At 67.2% G+C, this 23094-nt stretch carries 18 protein-coding genes; 14 read left to right on the forward strand and 4 right to left on the reverse strand.

Features of this window, described 5'->3' with window-relative positions; translation table 11 throughout:
• The first annotated feature begins 228 nt into the window (after nt 1–228).
• From AC1DMS_RS08450 to hpaI, 4 genes are read left to right on the forward strand one after another with little or no spacing between them, the layout of a single operon-like run.
• Nucleotides 229–1224: a tripartite tricarboxylate transporter substrate binding protein gene (locus tag AC1DMS_RS08450; protein ID WP_436289133.1), complete on the forward strand. Its 996-nt coding sequence runs from the start codon at nt 229–231 to the stop codon at nt 1222–1224.
• Nucleotides 1224–2747, forward strand: coding sequence for a UxaA family hydrolase (locus tag AC1DMS_RS08455; protein WP_436289132.1), 1524 nt, complete (start codon nt 1224–1226; stop codon nt 2745–2747). The genes AC1DMS_RS08450 and AC1DMS_RS08455 overlap by 1 nt, the downstream gene beginning before the upstream one ends.
• Before the next feature lie 22 nt (nt 2748–2769).
• Entirely contained in the window at nt 2770–4239 is a 1470-nt protein-coding gene (locus AC1DMS_RS08460) for an NAD-dependent succinate-semialdehyde dehydrogenase (RefSeq protein ID WP_478180846.1), read from the forward strand.
• Nucleotides 4240–4272: 33 nt separating this feature from the next.
• Nucleotides 4273–5076: a 4-hydroxy-2-oxoheptanedioate aldolase gene (gene hpaI, locus AC1DMS_RS08465; protein WP_478180847.1), complete on the forward strand. Its 804-nt coding sequence runs from the start codon at nt 4273–4275 to the stop codon at nt 5074–5076.
• Between the two features lie 25 nt (nt 5077–5101).
• On the opposite strand, the gene AC1DMS_RS08470 is transcribed toward hpaI, so the two are convergent.
• Nucleotides 5102–6151 carry a LacI family DNA-binding transcriptional regulator gene (locus AC1DMS_RS08470; RefSeq protein WP_478180848.1) on the reverse strand — a complete coding sequence of 350 codons (1050 nt, stop codon included), beginning with the start codon at nt 6149–6151 and terminating at the stop codon, nt 5102–5104.
• A gap of 125 nt (nt 6152–6276) precedes the next feature.
• Here AC1DMS_RS08470 and AC1DMS_RS08475 point away from each other — a divergent pair, with 125 nt between their 5' ends.
• The 10 genes from AC1DMS_RS08475 to AC1DMS_RS08520 all read left to right on the forward strand — a co-directional run bounded on the left by AC1DMS_RS08475 (nt 6277) and on the right by AC1DMS_RS08520 (nt 19466).
• Nucleotides 6277–7305 (forward strand): TRAP transporter substrate-binding protein, encoded by a 1029-nt coding sequence (locus tag AC1DMS_RS08475; protein ID WP_478180849.1) that lies wholly within the window; start codon nt 6277–6279, stop codon nt 7303–7305.
• A 6-nt stretch (nt 7306–7311) separates the two neighbouring features.
• Nucleotides 7312–9207: a TRAP transporter large permease gene (locus AC1DMS_RS08480; protein ID WP_436299848.1), complete on the forward strand. Its 1896-nt coding sequence runs from the start codon at nt 7312–7314 to the stop codon at nt 9205–9207.
• A gap of 37 nt (nt 9208–9244) precedes the next feature.
• The gene (locus tag AC1DMS_RS08485; RefSeq protein ID WP_436299847.1) at nt 9245–9784 is read left to right on the forward strand and encodes a VOC family protein; all 540 of its coding nucleotides are present in this window, start codon (nt 9245–9247) and stop codon (nt 9782–9784) included.
• On the forward strand, nt 9781–11052 hold the full coding sequence (locus AC1DMS_RS08490; protein ID WP_436299846.1) for a ribulose-bisphosphate carboxylase large subunit family protein: 1272 nt from the start codon (nt 9781–9783) through the stop codon (nt 11050–11052). The genes AC1DMS_RS08485 and AC1DMS_RS08490 overlap by 4 nt, the downstream gene beginning before the upstream one ends.
• On the forward strand, nt 11052–12416 hold the full coding sequence (locus tag AC1DMS_RS08495) for a four-carbon acid sugar kinase family protein (RefSeq protein ID WP_436299845.1): 1365 nt from the start codon (nt 11052–11054) through the stop codon (nt 12414–12416). Before AC1DMS_RS08490 ends, AC1DMS_RS08495 begins: the two co-directional genes overlap by 1 nt.
• Before the next feature lie 299 nt (nt 12417–12715).
• Complete coding sequence (locus AC1DMS_RS08500) at nt 12716–12994, forward strand: hypothetical protein (RefSeq protein ID WP_478180850.1); 279 nt, start codon at nt 12716–12718, stop codon at nt 12992–12994.
• 131 nt (nt 12995–13125) lie between these two features.
• Nucleotides 13126–13764, forward strand: coding sequence for a YjbF family lipoprotein (locus AC1DMS_RS08505; protein WP_478180851.1), 639 nt, complete (start codon nt 13126–13128; stop codon nt 13762–13764).
• Nucleotides 13761–16739, forward strand: a complete 2979-nt coding sequence (locus AC1DMS_RS08510; protein WP_478180852.1) for a YjbH domain-containing protein — start codon at nt 13761–13763, stop codon at nt 16737–16739. Before AC1DMS_RS08505 ends, AC1DMS_RS08510 begins: the two co-directional genes overlap by 4 nt.
• A gap of 31 nt (nt 16740–16770) precedes the next feature.
• Entirely contained in the window at nt 16771–17205 is a 435-nt protein-coding gene (locus tag AC1DMS_RS08515) for a low molecular weight protein-tyrosine-phosphatase (protein WP_478180853.1), read from the forward strand.
• Entirely contained in the window at nt 17202–19466 is a 2265-nt protein-coding gene (locus AC1DMS_RS08520) for a polysaccharide biosynthesis tyrosine autokinase (RefSeq protein ID WP_478180854.1), read from the forward strand. Before AC1DMS_RS08515 ends, AC1DMS_RS08520 begins: the two co-directional genes overlap by 4 nt.
• 56 nt (nt 19467–19522) lie before the next feature.
• Here AC1DMS_RS08520 and AC1DMS_RS08525 read toward each other — a convergent pair whose 3' ends face one another.
• Genes AC1DMS_RS08525 through AC1DMS_RS08535 form a run of 3 tightly spaced genes read right to left on the reverse strand, consistent with a single transcriptional unit; the run spans nt 19523 to nt 23093 of the window.
• The gene (locus AC1DMS_RS08525; protein WP_478180855.1) at nt 19523–21517 is read right to left on the reverse strand and encodes a polysaccharide biosynthesis protein; all 1995 of its coding nucleotides are present in this window, start codon (nt 21515–21517) and stop codon (nt 19523–19525) included.
• A complete protein-coding gene (locus AC1DMS_RS08530; protein ID WP_478180856.1) occupies nt 21514–21918 on the reverse strand; it encodes a VanZ family protein in 405 nt (134 codons plus the stop codon). The genes AC1DMS_RS08525 and AC1DMS_RS08530 overlap by 4 nt, the downstream gene beginning before the upstream one ends.
• Nucleotides 21915–23093, reverse strand: coding sequence for a DegT/DnrJ/EryC1/StrS family aminotransferase (locus AC1DMS_RS08535; protein ID WP_478180857.1), 1179 nt, complete (start codon nt 23091–23093; stop codon nt 21915–21917). Before AC1DMS_RS08535 ends, AC1DMS_RS08530 begins: the two co-directional genes overlap by 4 nt.
• Nucleotide 23094: the final 1 nt, after the last annotated feature.

The following is a 23094-nucleotide window of genomic DNA, read 5'->3' on the forward strand; positions in this document are numbered from 1 at the left end:
TGCCACATTCCGGGGTGCTCGCAGGACTGCGGGTCCAACTACTGAACGGGTTCGCAACACCAAGCAAACGCCGACCTCGTCAGCAGTGCCGAGCTCCATCCTATGACCATGCGTCATCGATCGCCAGCCACGACCCACGCTTCATGCCCAGGGGTCGGGCCTGCCCGATGACAAACTACTGAAGAATGCGCCCAGCTTTCTCGAACAACAATCGTCGGAGACACACGCATGACCTTGCATCGCACCCTGCAGCGGCGCCAACTGGTGCTGGGCGGCCTTGGCGCCGCCGCGCTCGCCACCGCCACCGGCCGCGCCTTCGCGGCCGACTACCCGGAACGCCCCATCACCTTCATCTGCCCGTGGCCCGCCGGCGGCACGGCCGATCGCTCGATGCGCGCCATTTGCCAGATTGCGGCGCGCGAGCTCGGCCAGCCCATTGCGCTGGAGAACCGCGCGGGCGCCTCGGGAATGATCGGCACCAAGGCGCTGGCCTCGGCCCGGCCGGACGGCTACACCATCGGGCAGATCCCCATCTCGGTGACGCGCTTCGCGCAGATCGGCACCGTGCAGATCGATCCGCTCAAGGACCTGAGCTACCTCGCGCGCACCTCGGGCCAGACCTTCGGCATCGCGGTGCCGGCCAGTTCGCCCTTCAAGTCGCTGCGCGACATGGTGGCGCAGGCCAAGGCCAAGCCGGGCGTCGTCAGCTACGCGCATGCCGGCGTGGGCGGCGCCACCCACGTGGGCATGGAGCAGTTCGCGCAGGCGGCCGGCGTCAAGTTCAACGCCATTGCCTACAAGGGCGGCTCGGCCGCGCTGCAGGACGTGCTGGGCGAACAGGTCGACATGCTGGCCGACAGCAGCTCCTGGGCGCCGCATGTCGAAAGCGGCAAGCTGCGGCTGCTCGCGACCTGGGGCGAGGCGCGCACGCCGCGCTTCAAGGACACGCCCACGCTCAAGGAGCTGGGCTACGACGTGGTGGTGGAAGCACCCAACGGCATCGGCGCGCCGCGCGGGCTGCCGCCGGCGGTGGAAAAGAAGCTGCGCGATGCGTTCCGCGTGGCCGTTGCCAGCGAGGAATTCAAGAAGGTGGCCGACAGCATCGACGCGCCGGTCATGTACCAGGACGGCCCCGAGTACCGCAGGTACGTCGAAGCCGTCTACCGCCAGGAGACCGAGCTGATCCGCAAGCTCAATCTCAAGGAACTGATGGAGAAAGGTTGATGGCCGACAGCCCCCTGCTTCGCCTGCACCCGCACGACAACGTGCTGGTTGCCAAGACACCCATCGCCCTCGGCGAAACGATTGCCGAATTCGGCGTGCGGGCGCGCGCGCAGATTCCCGCGGGACACAAGATCGCGTCGCGCGCCATTGCGGCCGGCGAGCAGGTGAAGAAGTACGACACGGTCATTGGCGTGGCCTCGCGCGACCTGGAGGCGGGCGACTACGTGCACAGCCACAACCTCACGCTGGTCGACTCCTACCGCGACCCGGCCTTCTGCCAGGACCTGCGGCCGGTGGCCTACGTGCCCGAGGCCGAGCGCGCCACCTTCATGGGCTTTGTGCGGGCCGACGGCCGCGTGGGCACGCGCAACTTCATCGGCATTTTGTCGTCGGTCAACTGCTCGGCCACCGTCATCAAGCGCATCGCGGCGCACTTCACGCCCGAGCGCCTGGCGGCCTTTCCCAACGTGGACGGCGTGGCCGCCTTCGCGCAGACCAGCGGCTGCGGCATGTCGTCCCCGAGCGAGCACTTCGACGTGCTGCGGCGCACCTTGGCCGGCTATGCGCGCCATCCCAACCTGGCCGGCGTGCTGATCGTGGGCCTGGGCTGCGAGCGCAACCAGGTCGATGCGCTGGTCGACTCGCAGGGCCTGCAGCAGGGCCGCCTGATGCGCACGATGGTCATGCAGGACGTGGGCGGCACGCGCCAGACCATCGAGGCCGGCATCCGCGCCGTGGAAGAAATGCTGCCCGAGGCCAACGCGGCCGAGCGCACCCGCGTGGGCGCCAACCACCTGAAGATCGGCCTGGAGTGCGGCGGCTCCGACGGCTTCTCGGGCATCACGGCCAACCCGGCATTGGGCGCGGCCATGGACGTGCTGGTGCGCCACGGCGGCACCGCCATTCTTTCGGAAACACCCGAGATCCACGGCGTCGAATTCATGCTCACGCGGCGCGCCGCCACGCCCGAGGTCGGCCAGAAGCTGCTCGACCGGCTGGCCTGGTGGGAGCGCTATGCGGCGGGCCAGAACGCGCAGTTCAACGGCGTGGTGGGGCACGGCAACCAGGCCGGCGGGCTGGCCAACATCTTCGAGAAATCGCTGGGCTCGGCCATGAAGGGCGGCACCACGCCGCTGCAGGCCGTGTACGAATACGCCGAGCCCATCGACCAGGCCGGCTTCGTCTTCATGGATTCGCCGGGCTACGACCCGGTGGCCGTGACCGGGCAGATCGCGAGCGGCGCGCAGCTGATCTGCTTCACCACCGGGCGCGGCTCGATGTTCGGCAGCAAGCCCGCGCCGACCATCAAGCTGGCCAGCAACACGCCGATGTTCAAGCGCCTCGAGGAGGACATGGACATCAACTGCGGCGTGGTGCTCGACGGAGAGCTCTCGGTGCCCGAGCTGGGCCAGCGGATCTTCGAGCAGATATTGCGCCATGCCTCCGGCGAGCGGACACGCAGCGAAGCGCTGGGCCTGGGCGACCATGAATTCGTGCCATGGCACCTGGGCATCGTGAGTTGACTTTCTTTTGATACCGACGGACATGCCTCTCAATCTCACCCGCCCCGACCTGCAGCGCACCGCCAACTTCATCGCCGGCGAATGGTGCGCGGCCGCCGGCCGCACGCTCGACGTGACCGATCCCGCCACCGGCGCGCTCATCGCGCAGGTGCCCGACTCCGGCGCCGATGCCGCGCGTGCCGCCGCCGATGCCGCGCACGCCGCCTTCCCCGCGTGGCGCCGCACGCCGGCCAAGCAGCGCGCGCAGATCCTCAAGCGCTGGAACGACCTGGTGCTCGCGCATCAGGAAGACCTGGGCCGCCTGATCTCGCGCGAACAGGGCAAGCCGCTGGCCGAAGGCATCGGCGAGGTCGCCTACGCCGCCAGCTACATCGAGTGGTTTGCCGAAGAGGCCACGCGCGCCAATGGCGACGTGATTCCCGCGCCTGTTCCGGGCCGGCGCATGTTCGCCATCAAGGAGCCGGTGGGCGTGGTGGCCGCGATCACGCCCTGGAATTTTCCGGCCGCGATGATCGCGCGCAAGATCGCGCCGGCGCTGGCCGCGGGCTGCACCGTGGTGTGTAAGCCGGCCGAGGACACGCCGCTCACCTCGCTCGCGCTGGTGGCGCTGGCCGCGCAGGCCGGCGTGCCCGCGGGCGTGCTCAACATCGTGACGGCCTCGCGCGAGCGCACGCCCGAGGTGGTCGACGCCTGGCTGGACGATGCCCGCGTGCGCAAGATCACCTTCACCGGATCGACGCCGGTCGGCAAGCACCTGGCGCGCCGCTCGGCCGACACGCTCAAGAAGCTGTCGCTCGAACTCGGCGGCAATGCGCCCTTCATCGTGTTCGAGGATGCCGACCTGCACGCCGCGGTCGACGGCCTGATGGCCGCCAAGTTCCGCAACGGCGGCCAGACCTGCGTGTGTCCGAACCGCGTGTTCGTGCACGAGGCCGTGCATGACGAGTTTGCGGGGCTGCTCGCGGCACGTGTCGGATCGCTGCGCGTCGGCCCGGCCAGCGACCCGGCCTCACAGATCGGCCCGATGATCAATGCGCGCGCCATCGAGAAGATCGAGCGCCATGTGCAGGACGCCGTTTCGCGCGGCGCACGCGTGCTCGCGGGCGGCACGCGGCTGCCCGCGCTCGGGCCGAACTACTTCGCGCCCACCGTGCTGGTCAACGCCGACGCCGCCATGGCCTGCGCCTGCGAAGAAACCTTCGGCCCCGTTGTTCCGCTGACGCGCTTCGCCAGCGAAGCCGAGGTGGTGGCCCAGGCCAACGACACGCCCTTCGGCCTGGCCGCGTACTTCTACTCGCGCGACGTGCGCCGCATCTGGCGCGTGGCGGATGCGCTCGAAGCCGGCATCGTCGGCATCAACGAAGGCGCGCTGGCCGCGGAGGCCGCGCCTTTCGGCGGCGTGAAGGATTCGGGCTACGGCCGCGAAGGCTCGGTCCATGGCCTGGACGACTACCTGCATACCAAATACGTCTGCCAGGGCCAGCTGGACTGACCCACCCTGCACATCCAACGGAAAAGAAAAAACATGCCCGCCCTCAACGCCTTCAAGACAGCCCTGGCCGCCAAACAGCCGCAGATCGGCCTCTGGCTCTCGATGGCCGACCCCTACATGGCCGAGGTGAGCGCCACCGCCGGCTTCGACTGGCTGCTGATCGACGGCGAGCACGCGCCCAACGACCTGCGCTCCACGCTGGCCGCCTTGCAGGCCGTGGCGCCCCACCGCGCCCAGCCGGTGGTGCGCGCGGTGCAGGGCGACACGGCGCTCATCAAGCAGCTGCTCGACATCGGCGCCAAGAACCTGCTGGTGCCCATGGTCGACACGGCCGAACAGGCGCGCGCACTGGTGTCGGCCACGCGCTATCCGCCGCTGGGCATCCGCGGCGTCGGCAGCGCGGTGGGACGCGCCTCGCAGTGGAGTGCACGCACCGACTACCTCGACATCGCCGATGCGGAGGTCTGCCTGCTGGTGCAGGCCGAAACCGTGGCGGCACTCTCCAACCTGCCGCAGATCTGCGCGGTGGACGGTATCGACGGCGTCTTCATCGGCCCGGCCGACCTGGCCGCGTCGATGGGCCACCGCGGCCGGCCCGGCCATCCCGAAGTGCAGGCCGCCATCGAGGCCGCCATGCGCACCATCGTGGCCTCGGGCAAGGCCGCGGGCACGCTGACTTCCGACCCGAAGCTGGCGCGGCGCTACCTGGAGCTGGGCTGCAGCTTTGTTGCGGTGGGTGTCGACGTGCTGCTGTTCGCGGGCGCGGCTCGCAAGCTCGCGGCCGACTTCAGCGGCGCACCGGCGGCCGAAGAGCCCGCGCCGCGCGCGGCCTACTGATCGAAGGCCTCGGCGCGAGAAAATCCTAGGGCAGGTTCTCGCGGAAGATCACCTGGCTGCGCGTGGTTTCCACGCCGCTGAGCGCCTCGCGCCCGTCGCGCAGGTTGGCGAAGATGCGCACGCAGCTCATCAGCGTGGTGTGCGGGCTCTGCGTGATCACCGCGTCCATGCTGCCGTCGATCAGCAGCGTGCGCGTGTCGGGCGTGAGCCCGTGCCCGATGAACACCACCTTCTGCTCGCGCCCCGCTTCCTTCAGCGCGCGCGCCACGCCGTCGGACGCACCGCCAATGTTGTAGATGCCGCCCATGTCGGGGTATTGCTCCAGCAGCGCGCGTGTCTGCCGGTAGTTCTTGCCGGCGTCGTCCTGCCCTTCGCGCAGGCCCACCACCTCGAGCCGCGGAAACATCTCGTCGATCACGTGCAGGAAGCCGGCCTCGCGCTCTTCATGCGCCTTGTAGCTCAGGCTGCCCGCGATGAGCGCCACCTTTGCCGCGCGCGCACCGATGAAGCGGCCGATGAGGTAGCCCGCGGTGCGGCCGGCCGCGCGGTTGTCGAGCCCCACGAAGGCCGCGCGCTCGGAGTTCGACAGGTCCGAGATCAGCGTGACCACCGGCAGCCCGCGCGCCGCCAGCGCCGCCACCGCCTCGCGCACCGCGGGGTGCTCCAGCGCCATCATCGCGATGCCGTCGCAGCGCTGGCCGTGGCGCCGCAGCGCATCCGCCAGCTCGTGCGGATTGAAGCTCTCGATGAACACCGTGCGGCACTGCACGTTGAACGGCGCCCAGTGCTCCTGCGAATAGCCCACCATGTCGCCCAGCATGCGGATGAAGCGGTTGGTGCCGGCGGGCAGCAGGAACACCAGCCGCAAAGGCGGCGGCGTGAGCGCGGCATAGAGCTCGGGGCCCGGCAGGTAGTCGAGCTCGCCCGCGGCCTTGAGCACGCGCTGCACCGTGGCGTCGCGCACGCCGGGGCGGCGGTTGAGCACGCGGTCGACGGTGGCGGTCGACACCTGCGCGGCCCGCGCGATGTCGACCACGCGCGCGCGCCGCGCATCGGTTGAAGGGTTATCCCGCATACATCAAAAACCATCAAGATCGAGTTTGACCCGGATCATGCATGCTTTTATCTTCGCTGTGGCTCGAATCCAATGGTGCATCAGATTGCATCAACCGCATTCCGAAGATCCTGGAGACAAAAGACATGACCTCGCTCACTCGCCTGACCCGCCGCGGTGCCTTGCGCACGCTTTCCGCCCTCCCCGCCGCCGGCATCGTGTCGGCCGTGCCGCGCATCGCGCGCGCCGCGGAGTTCTCGTACAAGTACGGCAACAACCTGCCGCTCAGCCATCCGCTGAACATCCGCGCGCAAGAGGCGGCCGACCGCATCGCCAAGGAAAGCAAGGGCCGGGTCGAGATCAAGATCTTCCCCAACAACCAGCTCGGCGGCGACACCGACATGCTGGCGCAGGTGCGCTCGGGCGGCATCGACTTCTTCACGCCCTCGGCGCTGGTGATTGCCACGCTGGTGCCGGTGGCCGCCATCAACGCGGTGGGCTTTGCGTTCAACGACTACGGCCAGGTGTGGGGCGCCATGGACGGCAAGCTCGGCGCCCATGTGCGCGGCGCCATTGCCAAGTCGCGCCTCTACGCCTTCGAGAAGATGTGGGACAACGGCTTTCGCCAGACCACCAGCAGCAAGGCGCCGGTCACCAGCGCCAAGGACATGGACGGCCTGAAGATCCGCGTGCCCGTGAGCCCGCTGTCGATCTCGATGTTCAAGGGCCTGGGCGCCGCGCCCGCGAGCCTGCAGTTCAGCGAGGTGTACTCGGCCCTGCAGACCAAGATCGTCGATGCGCAGGAAAACCCGCTCCCCATCATCCAGGTGGCCAAGCTGTTCGAGGTGCAGAAGTTCTGCTCGCTCACCAACCACATCTGGGACGGCTACTGGTTCATTGCCAACGGCCGCGCCTGGGAGGCACTGCCCGACGACCTCAAGACCATCGTCGCGCGCGCCATCAACGACGCCGGCATGCAGCAGCGTGAAGACATCAAGAAGCTCAACGAATCGGTGGTGGGAGACCTGCAGGCCAAGGGCCTCAGCATCAACCGCCCGGTGGCCGAGAGCTTTCGCGCCAAGCTGCGCGAATCGGGCTTCTACGGCGAGTGGAAGGGCCGCTTCGGCCCCGAGGCGTGGGCGCTGCTCGAAGGCGCCGTCGGCAAGCTGGCCTGAGCGGCCATGGTGCATGAATCCACTTTCGAGGCGGCCCCGTTCGTAGGCGCCGGGCCGTCCGCCAACGCACTGAGCGGCATGGCCGGCCGCGCCGACCGCGTGCTCGGCGGCCTGGTCGAGGCCGTGGCCGCGCTGCTGGTGCTGGCCGAGATCTGCGTGCTGTTCGCGGGCGTGGTGTCGCGCTATGTGTTCCATGCGCCGCTGGTGTGGTCGGACGAGCTCGCGTCCATCCTCTTCCTGTGGCTCTCGATGCTGGGCGCGGTGGTGGCGCTGCGGCGCGGCGAGCACATGCGCATGACGGCGCTGCTGCAGAAGGTGCAGCCCTCGACGCGCGCCATGCTCGACGCCTTTGCCATCGCGGCATCGATCGCGTTCCTGGTGCTGATCGTCTGGCCCTCGGTCGACTATGCGCACGAAGAATCGTTCATCGTCACGCCCGCATTGGAGATCAGCAACGCCTGGCGCGCCGCGGCCATTCCGGCGGGCATCGCCATCATGCTGGCAATGGCGCTGCTGCGGCTCGTGCGCGTGTGCACCGGGCGGCAAATTGCCGTCGCGGTGCTCGGCATGGCAGCGCTGGTGGCGGCCTTCTGGCTGGCGGCGCCGCTCTTTGCCACGCTCGGCAAGTTCAACCTGGTGATCTTCTTCGTGGTGGTGGTGGCGGCCACCGTGCTCTCTGGCGTGCCCATCGCTTTCTCTTTCGCGCTGGCCACCTTCGGCTACCTGGCGCTCACCACGCGCACGCCGCTCCTGGTGATGGTGGGGCGGCTCGACGAAGGCATGTCGCACCTGATCCTGCTCGCGGTGCCGCTCTTCATCTTCCTGGGTGCGCTGATCGAAATGACGGGCATGGCGCGCGCCATGATCCAGTTTCTTGCGAGCCTGCTGGGCCATGTGCGCGGCGGCCTCTCGTATGTGCTGATTGGCGCGATGTACCTGGTGTCGGGCATCTCGGGCTCCAAGATCGCCGACATGGCGGCCATTGCGCCGGTGCTGTTCCCCGAGATGGTCAAGCGCGGCGCCAAGCCCGGCGACCTGGTGGCGCTGCTGTCGGCCACGGGCGCGCAGACCGAGACCATTCCGCCATCGATCGTGCTCATCACCATCGGCTCGGTCACGGGCATTTCGATTGCCGCGCTGTTCACGGGCGGCCTGCTGCCGGCCGTGGTGCTGGGCGCCGCGCTGTGCGTGGTGGTGTGGTGGCGCTACCGGCGCGAAGACCTGAGCGGTGTGCAGCGCCACAGCAAGCGCGAGATCGGCAAGCTGCTGCTGGTGGCGCTGCCCGCGGTGCTGCTGCCCTTCGTGATCCGCGCCGCCGTGGTCGAGGGCGTGGCCACGGCCACCGAGGTGTCGACCATCGGCATCGTCTACTCGGCCATCGTCGGGCTGCTGGTGTACCGGCAGTTCGACTGGAAGCGGCTCAAGCCGATGCTGGTCGACACGGCCTCGCTCTCGGGCGCGATCATCTTCATCGTTGGCTGCGCCACGGCCATGGCCTGGGGCCTCACGCAGTCGGGCTTCTCGCAGGACCTGGCACGCGTCATGGGCGCGCTGCCGGGCGGCGCCTACGGCTTCCTGGCCGTGTCGATCGTCGCCTTCATCGTGCTGGGCAGCGTGCTCGAGGGCATTCCGGCCATCGTGCTGTTCGGGCCGCTGCTCTTTCCCATTGCCAAGGCCGCGGGCGTGCATGAAGTGCACTACGCCATGGTGGTGATCTTTGCGATGGGCATCGGCCTGTTCGCGCCGCCCTTCGGCGTGGGCTACTACGGCGCCTGCGCCGTCAGCAAGGTCAGCCCCGACGAAGGCATCAAGCACATCTGGGGCTACATCGCCGCGATGCTGGCGGGCCTGGCGATCGTGGCCGCGTTCCCGTGGTTCTCGACCGGTTTTCTCAAGTTCTGACCACAACAACACACTCACATCAACGGAGCCAACCGCAATGAGTCGATTCCTCGGCGAGATTCGCCAGCTGGGCTATGTCGTGCACGACATCGAGGCCGCCATGGACTACTGGAGCACCACGCTGGGCGTGGGCCCCTGGTTCTACAACCCCAAGGTGCCGATCAAGAACTACCGCTACAACGGCCAGGTGCACGAGCCCCACAACTCGGTGGCGCTGGCCAATTCGGGCTATGTGCAGGTCGAGCTGATCCAGACGCGCAACGACGTGCCCTCGATGTACCGCGACTTCCTCCAGGCCGGCCGCACCGGGCTGCAGCACGTCGCCTACTGGACGGCCGACTACGACGCCGACCTGGCGCGCCTCACCGCGCAGGGCTTCAAGCCCGTGATGAGCGGCGAGGTGGGCGAGCGCGGCCGCTTCATCTACTTCGACACCGAATACCACCCGGGCACGGTGATCGAGCTGTCCGAAGTGGCGGGGCCCAAGGGCAAGATGTTCGACCTGATCCGCAGCGCCTCCGAAGGCTGGGACGGCAGCGAGCCGGTGCGGCCCTTCCCTGACCTGAGCAAGCTGTGACCGTGGCCGAACGCATCCGCGCGCGCTACCTCGTCGAGACGCCGCTGGACCCGGCCGCGGTGGCCGAGGTGATGGCCGGCGAACAATCGTGCGGCACCTTCACGCGCGTCGAGGGAGAGACCGATGCGCTGCGCGAACGTGCGCGCGCCACGGTCGAGGCCATCACCGAGCTCGCACCGGCCGAGGCGCCGAGCCTGCCCAACGCACTGCTGGAGCGCAAAGGCGCGCGCGGCCCATGGCGCCGTGCGCACATCGACATCTCGTTTCCGGTGGCGAACATCGGCGCCAACCTGCCGACGCTCGCAGCCACCGTGTCGGGCAACCTCTACGACTTGGGCGAAGTAACGGGCCTGCGGCTCGAATCGCTGCAGCTGCCGGCCGCGTACCGCGCGCAGTTCGAGATGCCGCGCGCCGGCATCGCGGGCACGCGGCGCATCACCGTCGTGGCGAGCGGCGCGCTGGTCGGCACCATCATCAAGCCCAACGTGGGGCTGTCCGCCGGCGAGACCGCCGAACTCGTCGCCAGGCTCTGCGCCGCGGGCGTCGACTTCATCAAGGACGACGAGGTCTGCGCCAACCCCGCGCACGCCCCGCTCGCCGAGCGCGTGCCCGCCGTGATGGCCGTGGTGCGCGCCCACCAGGAGCGCACCGGCAAGCACGTGATGGTGGCCTTCAACATCACCGACGAAACCGATGCGATGAAGCGGCATGCCGACCTCGTCGAGCGCGAAGGCGGATCGTGCGTCATGGCCAGCCTCAACTGGTGCGGCCATTCGGGCATGCAGACGCTGCGCCGCCACACCGGCCTGGCGCTGCACGGCCACCGCAACGGCTACGGCGCGCTGTCGCGCCATCCGCTCCTGGGCATCTCGTTCCAGGCCTACCAGACGCTCTGGCGGTTGGCAGGCGTCGACCACATGCACGTGCACGGCCTGCAGGGCAAGTTCTCGCAGCCCGACAGCGAAGTCATCGAATCGGCGCGCGACTGCTTCACGCCCCTGACCGATGCCACTGACGACCGCGTGATGCCGGCCTTTTCGTCAGGCCAGTGGGCCGGCACCGTGCCCGCCACCTGGGCCGCCATCGGCAGCGACGATCTGCTCTTCATGGCCGGCGGCGGCATCCTCGCGCATCCCGATGGCGCGGCGGCCGGCGTCACCAGCATCCGCCAGGCCTGGTCGGCCGCGCGCGCCGGCACCGCGCTGCAAGAAGCCGCCCGCAGCGCGCCCGAGCTGGCTCGCGCGCTGGCCTTCTTCGGCAAGCCGTGATGCCGGCCACGCAAGCGCCGGCCATCGTCTACTACGGCGACGACTTCACCGGCGCCACCGACACCCTCGGCACCGCCGCGCGCGCAGGCCTGCGTGCCCTGCTGTTCCTGAAGACGCCCGACGCCGCGCGGCTCGCGCAGGCCGGGCCGCTCGACGTGCTGGGCATCGCGGGCGCCGCGCGCGCCATGGCGCCCGAAGCCATGCAGGCCGAACTGGCCCCGGTCGCCGCGCTGTTCCGCTCGCTGGGCGCACGCGTGCTGCACTACAAGACCTGCTCCACCTTCGACAGCGCACCGCACATCGGCTCCATCGGCGGGGCCGTGCGCACGCTGCGCGGCGCCGTCGAACAGCCCTGGACCGCGATCGTCGGCGGCCAGCCCAACATCGGCCGGCACTGCCTGTTCGGCAACCTGTTCGCCGCGGCCGGCGCGGGCGGCGAGGTGTTCCGCATCGACCGCCACCCGACGATGAGCCGGCATCCGGTCACGCCGATGCATGAGGCGGACCTGAGGCTGCACCTGGCCAAGCAGGGCCTGGCCGGCGTGCGCTCCATTCCTTTCACGGCCGCGTCGCAGGGACCGGTGGCGCTCGGCGAGGCACTCCAACGCGCGCTGCGCACGGACGCCGGCAACACCGCCGAAGCCGTGCTGTTCGATGTGGCCGATACCCCGCAGCTCGCCGCCATCGGCCAGGTGCTGTGGGCCGAAGCCCGGCGCGCCACGCTGCTGGCCGTGGGCCCGAGCAGCGTGGTCGATGCACTGGCCGGCACACTCGGCACGCGAGCCGATGCGCAAGCGGACCCACGCCGTACGGGCCCAGCGCGCGGCCCCGTGCTGGTGCTTGCCGGCAGCCTCTCGCCCGTCACCGCGCGCCAGGTGGCGGCGGCGCACTCATTCGACACCGTGTGGCTCGACGCGCCGCGCCTTGCGCAGCGCGACGCGGCCACGCTGGAGCGGCATGCGCGCGAGATCGCGCAGGGCCTCGCCCGCGGCCGCAACGTGCTGGCCTGCACCCGGCCCGCCAACGAAGCGCCCACCGAGGCTGACAACAAGGTCGATGCCCAGGCCCTTTCGCGCGCCGGCGGCAACCTGCTCGCCAGGGTGCTGGCCATGGCGCCGCTCCAACGCGTCGGCATTGCCGGCGGCGACACCTCGAGCCACGCCGTGCAGGCGCTCGACGCGTGGGGCCTCTCTTACGTGGCCGACATGGGCGCCGGCGCGTCGCTGTGCCGCGTGCACAGCGACGATGCCGCGCTGGATGGCATGGAGATCATGCTCAAGGGGGGCCAGATGGGCTCGGAGGATGTGTTCGAGCGGCTGGTGCATGGCGATGCAGGCAGCGCCGTCTCGTCACGCAATTGTTGAAACAAAACAATTCAATGGTAATAACCGATTTACAGCAACCAAGTTGCAATTGTCAAACATTTTGAAATTGCAGAGCAAAAGTTCTAATTCCGGGCTAAGTTTCTGCCTGTAACACCAAAATAGCCTCGGTACAGCGGCCCGCCACCTGCCCCGCCTCCCCTGTTTTAGGTACCTGTTTCCCTCTGTGCAGTGGTAAGATCGGCCCCGTTGACTAGGGTAACAATGCGCAATCGCCGGTTACTATCGGTTGTCGACGCTGTCGCTCACTTCCAAGCTTCATCCGAACGGGGAAAAACTCAATGAAACATAGTCACCTGATCGCAGCCATGGCTCTTGCAGCCCTGGCCTCTGCGCCGGCCCTTGCACAACAACTGCCTGTGCCCCCGACAACCGCCGCTGATGCCGTGCGCGCAGCCGGCGGTGGCGGCCTGACCACCCAGCAAATCGGTGCGGCAGCTGGCGGCGGCGTGCTGTTGGCAGCGGCTCTCGGCGGTGGCGGCGGCGGCGGTGGTGGCGGTTTCATCCTCCCCGGTGGCCCTGGCGGCACCGGCACCACCGGTACCACCGGCACCAGGTAATGATCGGAGCCCTCCGCAAGGGGGGGTTCCCAGCGAGATTCCAAAGCACCGCCAGCGCGGTGCAAAAACTAGGATGTTGCGTACTCGCATCATCCTTTTTTTTGGGCGGATGCTCCTCGGGCTCCTCGGCAATGCTTGCCACGGCCCGGCACCTCTACAACAACAACGCCTCGCCGTCGGACTCCCACACATTCCGTCCGGAATTCAGCTATTTGCGTGCCACCTTCGAAGGCCGCACCGTGTTTCTTGTGCTCGGATACGTCGACCCCCATCCCGAAGGTCCTACAGAGGTCTGGTACAGCGCCTCGGGTGAAACGGTGCGCCTGCGCCACGGGCGCCTGGTGGCCACCGCCGGCCTCACGACCGACTGGCGCGCCGTGCGCCTTGTCAACGCGCCCGCCTGGCCCTCCGCCACCGCCGCCGAAAGCACGACGACAGCAACAACACGCTTCCAGCGCGAGCGCGACCTGATGCCCGGCTACCGCTCCGGCATACGCGACGACATCGAGCAGCGTCAAATCGCGCCGCCCACCGACAGCATGCTCGCCGGCCGGCCCGCGAGCTCGCTGCGCTGGATCGAGGAGCGCAGCAGCACGCGCCCGGCCTCCGCCTCGCTGCCGCCGGCCCGCTTCGGCCTCGCCCAGGTGGGCGACAAGCTCGAGGCGGTGTATTCCGAGCAGTGCCTTTCCCGTGATCTGTGCTTGAGCTTCGAGCGGTGGAATCCCTCTGTGCCAGCCAACGTTGCCTCGACAAGCGCAGCTGGTTCATGAGCCCCCCGCCCCCGCCCGGCCCCGTCACCAACCCCTTCCGCCTCAGCCTGTTGGCCGCAGCGATCGTGTTGATGACTCCCTCCGCCCATGCCGCAGCCACCGACCGCCCTGTTGGCGACGCTGCGCAAGTGCGCCCGGGCGAGCGGCTCAGCGACTGGCTGCTGCGCCAACCCGAAGATGCAGCCGGCCCCGGCCTTGCATGGCAGGTGCCGCAGGAGCTGCTCGCACAGCAGTACCTGAAAGAGTCGCTGCTGGTGCGGGTGGAAGCGGCCGTTCGATCGGCCTCGCCTGAAGAACGGGCTTCGCGCGAGCAGCTCTTGTCCGTGCTGCAGAGCCTGCCGGCCACCGGCCGCGTGGCGCTGGGCATTGTCGATCCGCGCTGGCTGCAGGCGAACCCCGGGCAAGACCCGGTGCTGCGCGAAGGCCAGCGGCTCGCGGTGCCGCCCGCTCCGCTGCGCTCGGTCACTGTGGTGCAGCCCGACGGCAGCTTTTGCCAGGTGGCGCACGAAGGCGGCCGCTCCGCGCTCGACTATCTGAGCGCCTGCGGTCTGGGCAGCGGCGCCGACTGGGCCTGGATCGCCCAGCCCGACGGCCGCACCGCGCGCGCCGGCATCGGCGCCTGGAACGCCGAGCCCGCCGACGAGCCCGCGCCCGGCGCCTGGATCTGGGCCCCGCCGCGCCGCATGGCCGCCCTGGCGGACCTGTCGGAAGGCCTCATCAAGTTTCTTGCCGTGCAAGGCCCGTCGCCGCAGGAACCCACCACCAACACCACCGCTCCCCCGGCCGCCAACGCACCCGTGTTCGCCGCCCCCACCGTCGCCGCCACGCTGCCCGAGGCCGTGGCCTCGCAGCCGCGGCCGCTCGACATCAGCGGCAACGACTGGGGCGAAACCGGCCTGCTGCAAACGCCATCGGCCCGCATGGGCGTGGCCGGCGACACGCGCGCATCGCTCACGTCGATCTGGCCCTACACGCGGCTGAACGTCATGTTCCAGCCCCTCGACTGGATGGAGGCGGGCTTTCGCTACACCTCCATTTCCAACCGCGCGTACGAAGCCAGCAACACCGGCCAGTCGAACAAGGACAAGAGCATCGACATCAAGTTTCGGCTGCTCAAGGAAACCCCCCTCGTGCCCGAGCTTGCGCTGGGCTTTCGCGACTTGGGCGGTACCGGCCTGTTCTCCGGCGAATACCTGGTGGCAAGCAAGCGCTGGTACGACCTCGACTTCAGCCTTGGCATCGGCTGGGGCTACCTGGGCGCGAGCGGCAACATCAGCAACCCCTTCAAGCTGCTGGGCAGCCGCTTCGACACCCGCGCCAATTCGAGCACCAGCCAAGGCAGGTTCGGCTCCTACTTTCGTGGCCCGGCCGCCCTCTTTGGCGGCGTGCAGTGGCGCACCCCGTGGGACCCGCTCACGCTCAAGCTCGAATACGAAGGCAACGACTACCAGAGCGAGCCGCAGAACAACAACCAGCGCCAGCGCTCGCCCATCAACATCGGCCTGTCTTACCAGGTGTCACCCAAGGTCACGCTGTCTGCCGGCTTCGAGCGCGGGGACAAGTTCATGATTGGCCTCACGCTGTCGAGCAACCTGGCCGCGTCGCAGTCGCCCAAGCCGCTCGACCGGCCGCTGCCGGAATTCAGGCCAGAGGCCGCCCCGCGCTCCCCCGGCTGGGCCACCACCGCGGCCGAGATCGAGGCGCAGACCGAATGGATCGTCGAGCGCATTGCGCCCAAGGACGACGTGCTGCACGTGTGGGTGACCGACAGCAACACCGTCTACCGCACCGCGCGCGTCGAAAAAGCCATTGCGGTGCTCCACCACGATGCGCCGGACGCCATCAAGAGCTTTGTCTTTCACTATTCGGAGCGCGGACTTGCAGTGCATGCACAGGCCATCGACCGCGCCGAATGGGCGGCCGCGCGCATCGAGGCCTTGCCGCCGCATGCCGCGCGGGCCGTGTCCAAGCGCGACTACGAACCCGAGCTGGCCCGCCCCGACGACACGCGCAGCAGCCCCGCCCAGAACACCGCCGCCACCGAGGCCGCCGCTCCTAAAACAAACGCCCCCTGGGTGCGCCCGCGCGACAAGTTCACCTTTGGCATTGCACCCAGCTACGGCCAGATCGTCGGCGGGCCCGACGCCTTCCTGCTCTACCAGCTTGGCATCCAGGCCACCGCCGAATACCGCTTTACCCAGCGCACCTGGCTCAGCGGCGCAGTCAACCTGCGGCTGGCCGACAACTACGACAAGTTCACCTACACCGCGCCCAGCGAGCTGCCGCGCGTGCGCACCTACCAGCGCGAGTACGTCACCTCCAGCCGCTTCACCATTCCATCGCTGCAGCTCACGCACGTGGGGCAGCTGTCGAGCAATCACTACTACAGCATGTACGGCGGCCTGCTCGAATCCATGTTTGCGGGCGTGGGCGCCGAATGGCTGTACCGGCCCGCGCGCTCGCCGGTGGCCTTTGGCGTGGACATCAACCGCGTGCGCCAGCGCGACTTCAACCAGGACTTTGGCCTGCGCGACTACAAGGTGACCACCGGCCACGCCACCCTTTACTGGGACACCGGCTGGAACGGCGTCATGGCCAAGATCAGCGCGGGCCAGTACCTTGCGGGCGACCGCGGCGTGACGCTCGAAGTCATCCGCCGCTTCGACAACGGCTTTGTGCTGGGCGCCTACGCCACCAAGACCAATGTCTCGTCAAAGCAGTTTGGCGAAGGCGACTTCGACAAGGGCATCTACCTTTCGATTCCGCTCGATGCGCTGCTGCCGCGGTCCAGCAAGTTTGCGCTGGGCTTTGCGTGGTCGCCGCTCACGCGCGACGGCGGCGCGCGCCTGGCCCGCAGCAACACCCTTTATGAACTGACCTCCGTGCGCGACCAGGGCGCATTCAACTTTGCGGCCCCGCCAGACAACACGCCGCGTGCCGGAGACAACCTCTTGAATTTCGATCGCAGCCCATGAGCGTTTTTTCCTTCAAAGAAAGGCGAACCCGTTGAAATCCGTTCTTGTCGTTTGCATTGGCAACATCTGCCGAAGCCCGATGGCGCATGTCCTGCTGGCCGATGCGCTGCCGGAGATCACCGTTTCGTCAGCCGGCACCGGTGCATTGATCGGCCACCCCGCAGACCCCATTGCCCAGGAATTGATGGCCGCGCGCGGCCTTGACCTGAGCGCCCACCGCGCGCGCCAGATCACCCAGCCCATGTGTGTGCAGGCCGACCTGATCCTCACCATGGACGAGGGGCAGCGCCGCCACATCGAAAACACCTACCCGCTCACGCGCGGCAGGGTCTTTCGGCTTGCCGAAACCGCCAAGCTGAACATCCCCGACCCCTACCGCATGGGCCAGGAAGCCTTCGAGCACGCACTTCAACTCATCGACGCCGGCGTCAAGACATGGGCCGAACGGATTCGGCAATTCAAATGAACACTCCTGCTGTGACTACTTCCAATGCTGCGCGGGCTGGCCAGGCTGCTGCGACTTCAGCCACGAGGCCGGAAGATGATGAGATCAACTTGTCGGAGTACGTCGACATCCTGCTCGATCGCAAGTGGTTCGTTGCCGCTGTCACCGTACTGGCTTTGATAGTAGGCGTGGCTTACGCACTGCTATCCACTCCGGTCTATCAGTCCAACCTGCTGATCCAGGTCGAAGATGCGGCCCCCGATGCCAAGGGCTTCCTCGGCGAAACCTCCAGTCTTTTCGATGTGAAGACACCTGCCACCGGCGAGATCCAGGTTATCCGTTCGCGGATGGTGCTTGGTGCCGCCGTAGATCAAACGCGCGCATATATTGACGCCAAGCCGCGCTACCTGCCGGTACTCGGCACCTGGCTGGCGCGGCGGGCCGACGGGCTTTCGGAGCCCGGTTTCCTCGGCATTGGTGGTTATGTCAACGGCAAGGAACGCATCAGCATTGCCCGTTTCGATGTGCCATCAGAGCTTGAAGATGAAACGCCGTTCTTGGTCACAGCTCTGGGCGAAGGCAAATACAACCTGAAACACGACGCGCTGGACCAGCCGCTGACCGGCACTGTTGGCCAGCCGCTGCACCATGTGCTGGAAGACGGCGCAATCGATCTGCTGATCGACAAACTCGAAGGAAAGCCGGGCGCGCAATTCGTCGTATCGCGCGCCTCGCAGCTACGCACCATTGAGGATCTGCAAAAACGCCTGCAACTCGCTGAACAGGGCAAGCAATCGAACGTGATCAGCGCAGCGCTGGAAGACAACGACCGCGATCGACTCTCACGCATTCTCAATGCCATTGGCGAACAATATGTACAACAGAATGTCGAACGCAAGGCCGCGGAGGCGCAGAAAACACTGCAATTCCTGGACGAGCAGTTGCCTGTTTTCAAGCGCCAGCTCGAAGCCTCTGAAGACACTTACACGCGCTTTCGGAACAAGAACGGCACCATAGCCTTTGATGAAGAAGCCAAGGGCGTGCTCGCCCAGACCATCGAACTGCAGACCAAGCTGCTCGAGACCCAGCAGAAGCGCCGCGAGGTGGCGGCGCGATTCACCGATGCCAATTCGCGCGTGAAGATCATCGATGGGCAAATTGTCGCTATCGAGAAGGAGATCGGTGGGCTCAATGCGCGCGTAAGCCGCATGCCCACGCTGCAACAGGATGCGCTGCGCCTCGAGCGCGACGTGCGGGTGAATAGTGGCCTCTATCAGTCGCTTCAGAACAATGCGCTGCAACTACGCTTGGTGAAGGAAGGCAAAACCGGCAACGTGCGCCTGCTCGACAAGGCCGTGAAGACAAAGGAGCCAATCAAGCCGCAGAAGCCGCTGATTGTCGCGATTTCGCTGGTGCTGGGCCTGCTGGCTGGCGCGGCGCTGGCCATTATGCGCAGCAGCTTCTTTGCGGGCATCAAGGATCCACAAGAGATTGAGGCCCATACCGGCCTCTCGGTGTACTCGGTTGTGCCCTTTACACCCGAACAGACGACCCTGGACCAGAGCGTTGCGGCCGGCGCCAAGGGCATCCAGCTGCTGGCAGTGACTCATCCAGACAGCCCCCCCATCGAGGCGCTACGCAGCCTGCGGATCGCATTGCAATTCGCCACACTCGAAGCCGGCAACAACCGTGTGCTGATCACGGGCGCGACTCCTGGCATCGGCAAGAGCTTTGTTTCGGGCAACTTCGCGGCCATCATGGCGCATGCCGGCAAGCGCGTGCTGCTGATCGACGCTGACATGCGCAAGGGCCACCTGAACAAGCAGTTTGGTCTGCCGCGTGACGGCGGCCTTTCGGAACTGCTGGCTGGCGAGCTTTCGGCGCAACAAGTCATCCGTTCGCAGGTGCTACCCAACCTCGACGTGCTGACCACCGGCAAGCTGCCGACCAATCCGGCCGACATGCTGATGTCGGAAACCTTCGTGCGCTTGCTCGACGTGCTCTCGGCGCAGTACGAACTGGTCATCATCGATACGCCGCCGGTACTGGTGGCCGCCGACACGGCCGCGGTTGCACCCTACATGGGCGCAGTGCTGCTGGTGGCCCGCGCGGACCAGACCCAGCTCGGCGAACTCAACGAAAGTGCTAAGCGCCTTGCGCACGCGGGCAAGGCGGTCAGCGGCGTCATCTTTAACGGCATCGACCTGACGCGGCGCCACTACGGCAGCCATGGCTACCGCTACGGTGGCTACAGGTACACCACGTACAAGTACAACGAGTAGGCCCGCGCTTCGGGCGAGTGCGATGCTGGGGCACGGCCCAGCACCGCAACAAGAGATCAGACGGAAGCGAGCACCGGCGGGGGCACTGCAACGCCGGAGGCGACGGAATCAGGTGCAACCGATACCGGGGCGGGCAGCAGGTCATTCTGGCGTTCAAGCTCCATATACACCCAGTCGACCACCTCTGCGTGCGGGCGGTAGCCACCCAAAAGCTGCTGCAGCTTGCACTTGATTGCAGGCACGTCGTTGAGCTCCAGCAGCGCGCCCAACTCATCGATCTGCCGGGTCAGCTCTTGCCAGGGCGGGCAGGCCTCATGCGCCTTCATCACGCGCGGATGGGCGGTGGGCATCGCGTTGTCGCCAATCAGCAGCTCTTCATAAAGCTTTTCACCGGGCCGCAGCCCGGTGATCAGCAGCTCGATGTCGCCTTCGGGGTTTTGCGCGTCGCATACGGTGCGGCCTGACAGTTCTACCAGGCGACGCGCCAGGTCGATGATGCGCACGGGCTCACCCATTTCCAGCACAAACACGTCTCCGCCCTCAGCCATGGCGCCAGCCTGGATCACCAATTGCGCCGCTTCAGGAATGGTCATGAAGTAGCGCGTGATGTCTTCGTGCGTGAGCGTAATCGGCCCGCCCGCTTCGATCTGCTGGCGGAACAGCGGCACCACCGAACCGCTGGAGCCCAGCACATTGCCAAAGCGCACCATCGAAAAACAGGTGCCCGGCTTCTGCTGGGCCAGGCCCTGGAGCGTCATTTCGGCCAGGCGCTTGCTGGCGCCCATGATGTTGGTCGGCCGCACTGCCTTGTCGGTGCTCACCAGCACAAACTGGCCTACGCCATGGTCACGCGCCGCCAAGGCCGCGGTGAGCGTACCCAGCGTGTTGTTGATCAGGCCTTCCACAGGGTTGTGCTCCACCAGCGGCACATGCTTATAGGCGGCCGCGTGGTAGACCGTGTGGGGCCGCCACACGCCCATGATCTGGCGCATGCGCGCACCATCGCATACGGAGGCCAGCAGCGGCACCACGCTCAGCGCGGGCGCCTTCTGCTCGAGCTCGCGATGAATGGCATACAGCGCGTACTCGCTCCATTCGACCAGCAACAGCACCGAAGGCTTCAGCTGTGCGATCTGGCGGCACAGCTCGCTGCCAATGGAGCCGCCCGCACCCGTCACCAGCACCACCTTGCCGCGCACATGGCGGTGGAGCAGATGGTCGACTGGCGCCACCGGATCGCGGCCCAGCAGGTCTTCGATGTCGACCTCCATCAGGTCTTTGACCTGCACCCTTCCCTGCGCCAGGTCGGCCATGCCAGGGAGCGTACGCACGTGCAGGCGCAGCGACAAGAGTTCGTTCAGAATTTGCGCCCGGCGCCCTTGCGAAACTGAAGGCAGCGCCAGCAGCACATCCGTAATGCCCTGCGCGACGGCATTGGCCTTGAGCCACGATGGCGCGTAGATCGGCAGCCCGTTCAGGGTGCGGCCCTGCAGATGCGGCGAATCGTCGACAAAGCTATGCACCACCATCTCGGGGCTGTGCGCGAGCGCCGCAGCCAGCTGGCGCCCGGCCTTGCCGGCGCCGTAGATCACCACCTGCGGCAGCGTCTTGCTCCGCAGCAGCTGCGAATACAAGCCGCCCAGCCAGTAGCGCGCAGCCAGCCGCGAAGCGCCCACGGTGAACAACAGCAGCGCAGGCACCAACAGGCCCACAGTGCGCGGAATGCCCTCCACGCCGACCAAGGTGAACATCATGACGTAGCCCACGCTGAACAAGGAGCAGGCGCGCCCAATCGCCATCAACGCCGCACTGCCGGCGTACCGGAAAATTGCTCGGTAAAGGCCCGTGATCACGAACAACGGCAGCGCCAGCATGACCGCGCCCGCTACCGCCAGCCAGTGCACGCCCGCCAGCTCTACACATCTGTCGTAGCGCAGGCTGAGTGCTATCCACACGCACAACACGCACAGGCCAGCGTCCACCGACAAGGCCAACACCCGCTTCAAAGGCCGTGGCATTGCCAACACAGGTTGGGCCAGACGATCGATCATGTGGACTCCCTCGATAAGTTCTTGTCGCTACGCCGGCGCTCCAGCAAGAAGGCCAGGCCCGCGCCCAGCAGCAGCCCCACCCAATCCGCCAACAGATCGGTAGCCTCGGCAACACGATCAGGCGTCAACGATTGCAGCAGCTCGATGAGCCCGCCATAGGCCAGCAATGTGGTCAAGACGATGGCCGTGCGCCCCGGCCAAGCCAACTGGCCCAGCAGCCCCAGCACCGCAAAACCCAAGGCGTGATTGCTTTTGTCCCAACCAGTCGAAGGCAAGGCAGAAGCTACCGAGGCTGGGGCCAGGCTCAACACCAGCAGCGCGAGCATTGCCAAAGCCAGCAGCCAGCTCCATACCGCGGCACCGGGCCGGGGCCACCAACTGGGCGCCGCATGGAAGTTCATGTGGCGCTCGCTTCTTGCAGCACTTGCCCAACGGCCGCGCAGCTGGCGTCCATTTCCGCCGCTGTGAGCGTTGGGTGCACCAGGAACATGACGCTGGTTTCGCCCAGGGCGCGCGCCACCGGCAAGCGCTCCGCCGGCCGCCAGCCGGTGCCATCGAAAGCCTTCTCCAAGTAGACCTCCGAGCAGGAACCTTGGTAGCAGGGCACGCCCAGCGCCTGGACGGCGTTCACGATACGGTCACGGTTCCAGCCGGGGGCCAGCCGCTCGGGCTGAACGTAGGCATAGCACTTGTAGTGCGCATGCACGCTGCCTTCGGGCAGAGTCGGCACGCGAACCGCCGCGTGTGGGCGGCAGGCCGCCCACAGCGCCTGTGCATGGCGCGTGCGCAGCGCGGTCCAGTCGGCCATGCGGCGCAGCTGGATACGGCCGATCACGGCCTGCATCTCCAACATGCGCCAGTTGGTGCCGAAGCTTTCATGCAGCCAACGGAAGCCGGGCGGATGCTCGCGCTTGAACACCGCATCGTGGCTCTTGCCGTGGTCCTTGAATTCCCACATGGCGCGCCAGAGCGACTCGTCGTTGGTGGTGACCATGCCGCCCTCTCCGCCAGTGGTCATGATCTTGTCCTGGCAGAAGGACCAGGCGCCCACATGCCCGATGGAGCCGACCGCCCGCCCCTTGTAGTGCGCACCATGCGCCTGGGCGCAGTCTTCGATGACCTTGAAGCCATGCTGCTCGGCCAACGCCATGATCGGATCCATGTCGCAAGGCCAGCCGCCCAGGTGCACGCAGACGACCGCGCGCGTGCGCGGCGTGAGCACCCGCGCAATGGTGGCTGCAGAAAGATTGCCACTGTCGGCCTCCACATCCGCAAACACCGGCGTGGCACCTGCATTGACCACGCAAGAAACGCTTGCCATGAAGGTGCGCGGCGTCACCACCACTTCATCGTCCGTGCCGATGCCCAGCGCCTTCAAGGCCACGTCCAACGCCAATGTGCCATTGGCTAGCGCCACGGCATGCGCGGTGCCCGTCCACGAGGCAAACTCCTTTTCGAACTCGCGGCATTCCTGCCCAGTCCAGTAGTTGACCTTGTTGGAGAGCAGCACGCGCTGCACGGCTTCGGCCTCTTCAGCAGTGAAACTGGGCCAGGGAGAGAACGAGGTATTCAGCACA

The organism is Variovorax sp. 05T418, assembly GCF_056396385.1.

Excerpts from the sequence above, each read along its gene's own strand:
- AC1DMS_RS08450 (WP_436289133.1), top strand. The coding sequence starts at position 229 with ATGACCTTGCATCGCACCCTGCAGCGGCGCCAACTGGTGCTGGGCGGC.
- AC1DMS_RS08455 (WP_436289132.1), top strand. The coding sequence starts at position 1,224 with ATGGCCGACAGCCCCCTGCTTCGCCTGCACCCGCACGACAACGTGCTG.
- AC1DMS_RS08460 (WP_478180846.1), top strand. The coding sequence starts at position 2,770 with ATGCCTCTCAATCTCACCCGCCCCGACCTGCAGCGCACCGCCAACTTC.
- hpaI (WP_478180847.1), top strand. The coding sequence starts at position 4,273 with ATGCCCGCCCTCAACGCCTTCAAGACAGCCCTGGCCGCCAAACAGCCG.
- AC1DMS_RS08470 (WP_478180848.1), bottom strand. The coding sequence starts at position 6,151 with ATGCGGGATAACCCTTCAACCGATGCGCGGCGCGCGCGCGTGGTCGAC.
- AC1DMS_RS08475 (WP_478180849.1), top strand. The coding sequence starts at position 6,277 with ATGACCTCGCTCACTCGCCTGACCCGCCGCGGTGCCTTGCGCACGCTT.
- AC1DMS_RS08480 (WP_436299848.1), top strand. The coding sequence starts at position 7,312 with ATGGTGCATGAATCCACTTTCGAGGCGGCCCCGTTCGTAGGCGCCGGG.
- AC1DMS_RS08485 (WP_436299847.1), top strand. The coding sequence starts at position 9,245 with ATGAGTCGATTCCTCGGCGAGATTCGCCAGCTGGGCTATGTCGTGCAC.
- AC1DMS_RS08495 (WP_436299845.1), top strand. The coding sequence starts at position 11,052 with ATGCCGGCCACGCAAGCGCCGGCCATCGTCTACTACGGCGACGACTTC.
- AC1DMS_RS08500 (WP_478180850.1), top strand. The coding sequence starts at position 12,716 with ATGAAACATAGTCACCTGATCGCAGCCATGGCTCTTGCAGCCCTGGCC.
- AC1DMS_RS08505 (WP_478180851.1), top strand. The coding sequence starts at position 13,126 with ATGCTTGCCACGGCCCGGCACCTCTACAACAACAACGCCTCGCCGTCG.
- AC1DMS_RS08510 (WP_478180852.1), top strand. The coding sequence starts at position 13,761 with ATGAGCCCCCCGCCCCCGCCCGGCCCCGTCACCAACCCCTTCCGCCTC.
- AC1DMS_RS08520 (WP_478180854.1), top strand. The coding sequence starts at position 17,202 with ATGAACACTCCTGCTGTGACTACTTCCAATGCTGCGCGGGCTGGCCAG.
- AC1DMS_RS08525 (WP_478180855.1), bottom strand. The coding sequence starts at position 21,517 with ATGATCGATCGTCTGGCCCAACCTGTGTTGGCAATGCCACGGCCTTTG.
- AC1DMS_RS08530 (WP_478180856.1), bottom strand. The coding sequence starts at position 21,918 with ATGAACTTCCATGCGGCGCCCAGTTGGTGGCCCCGGCCCGGTGCCGCG.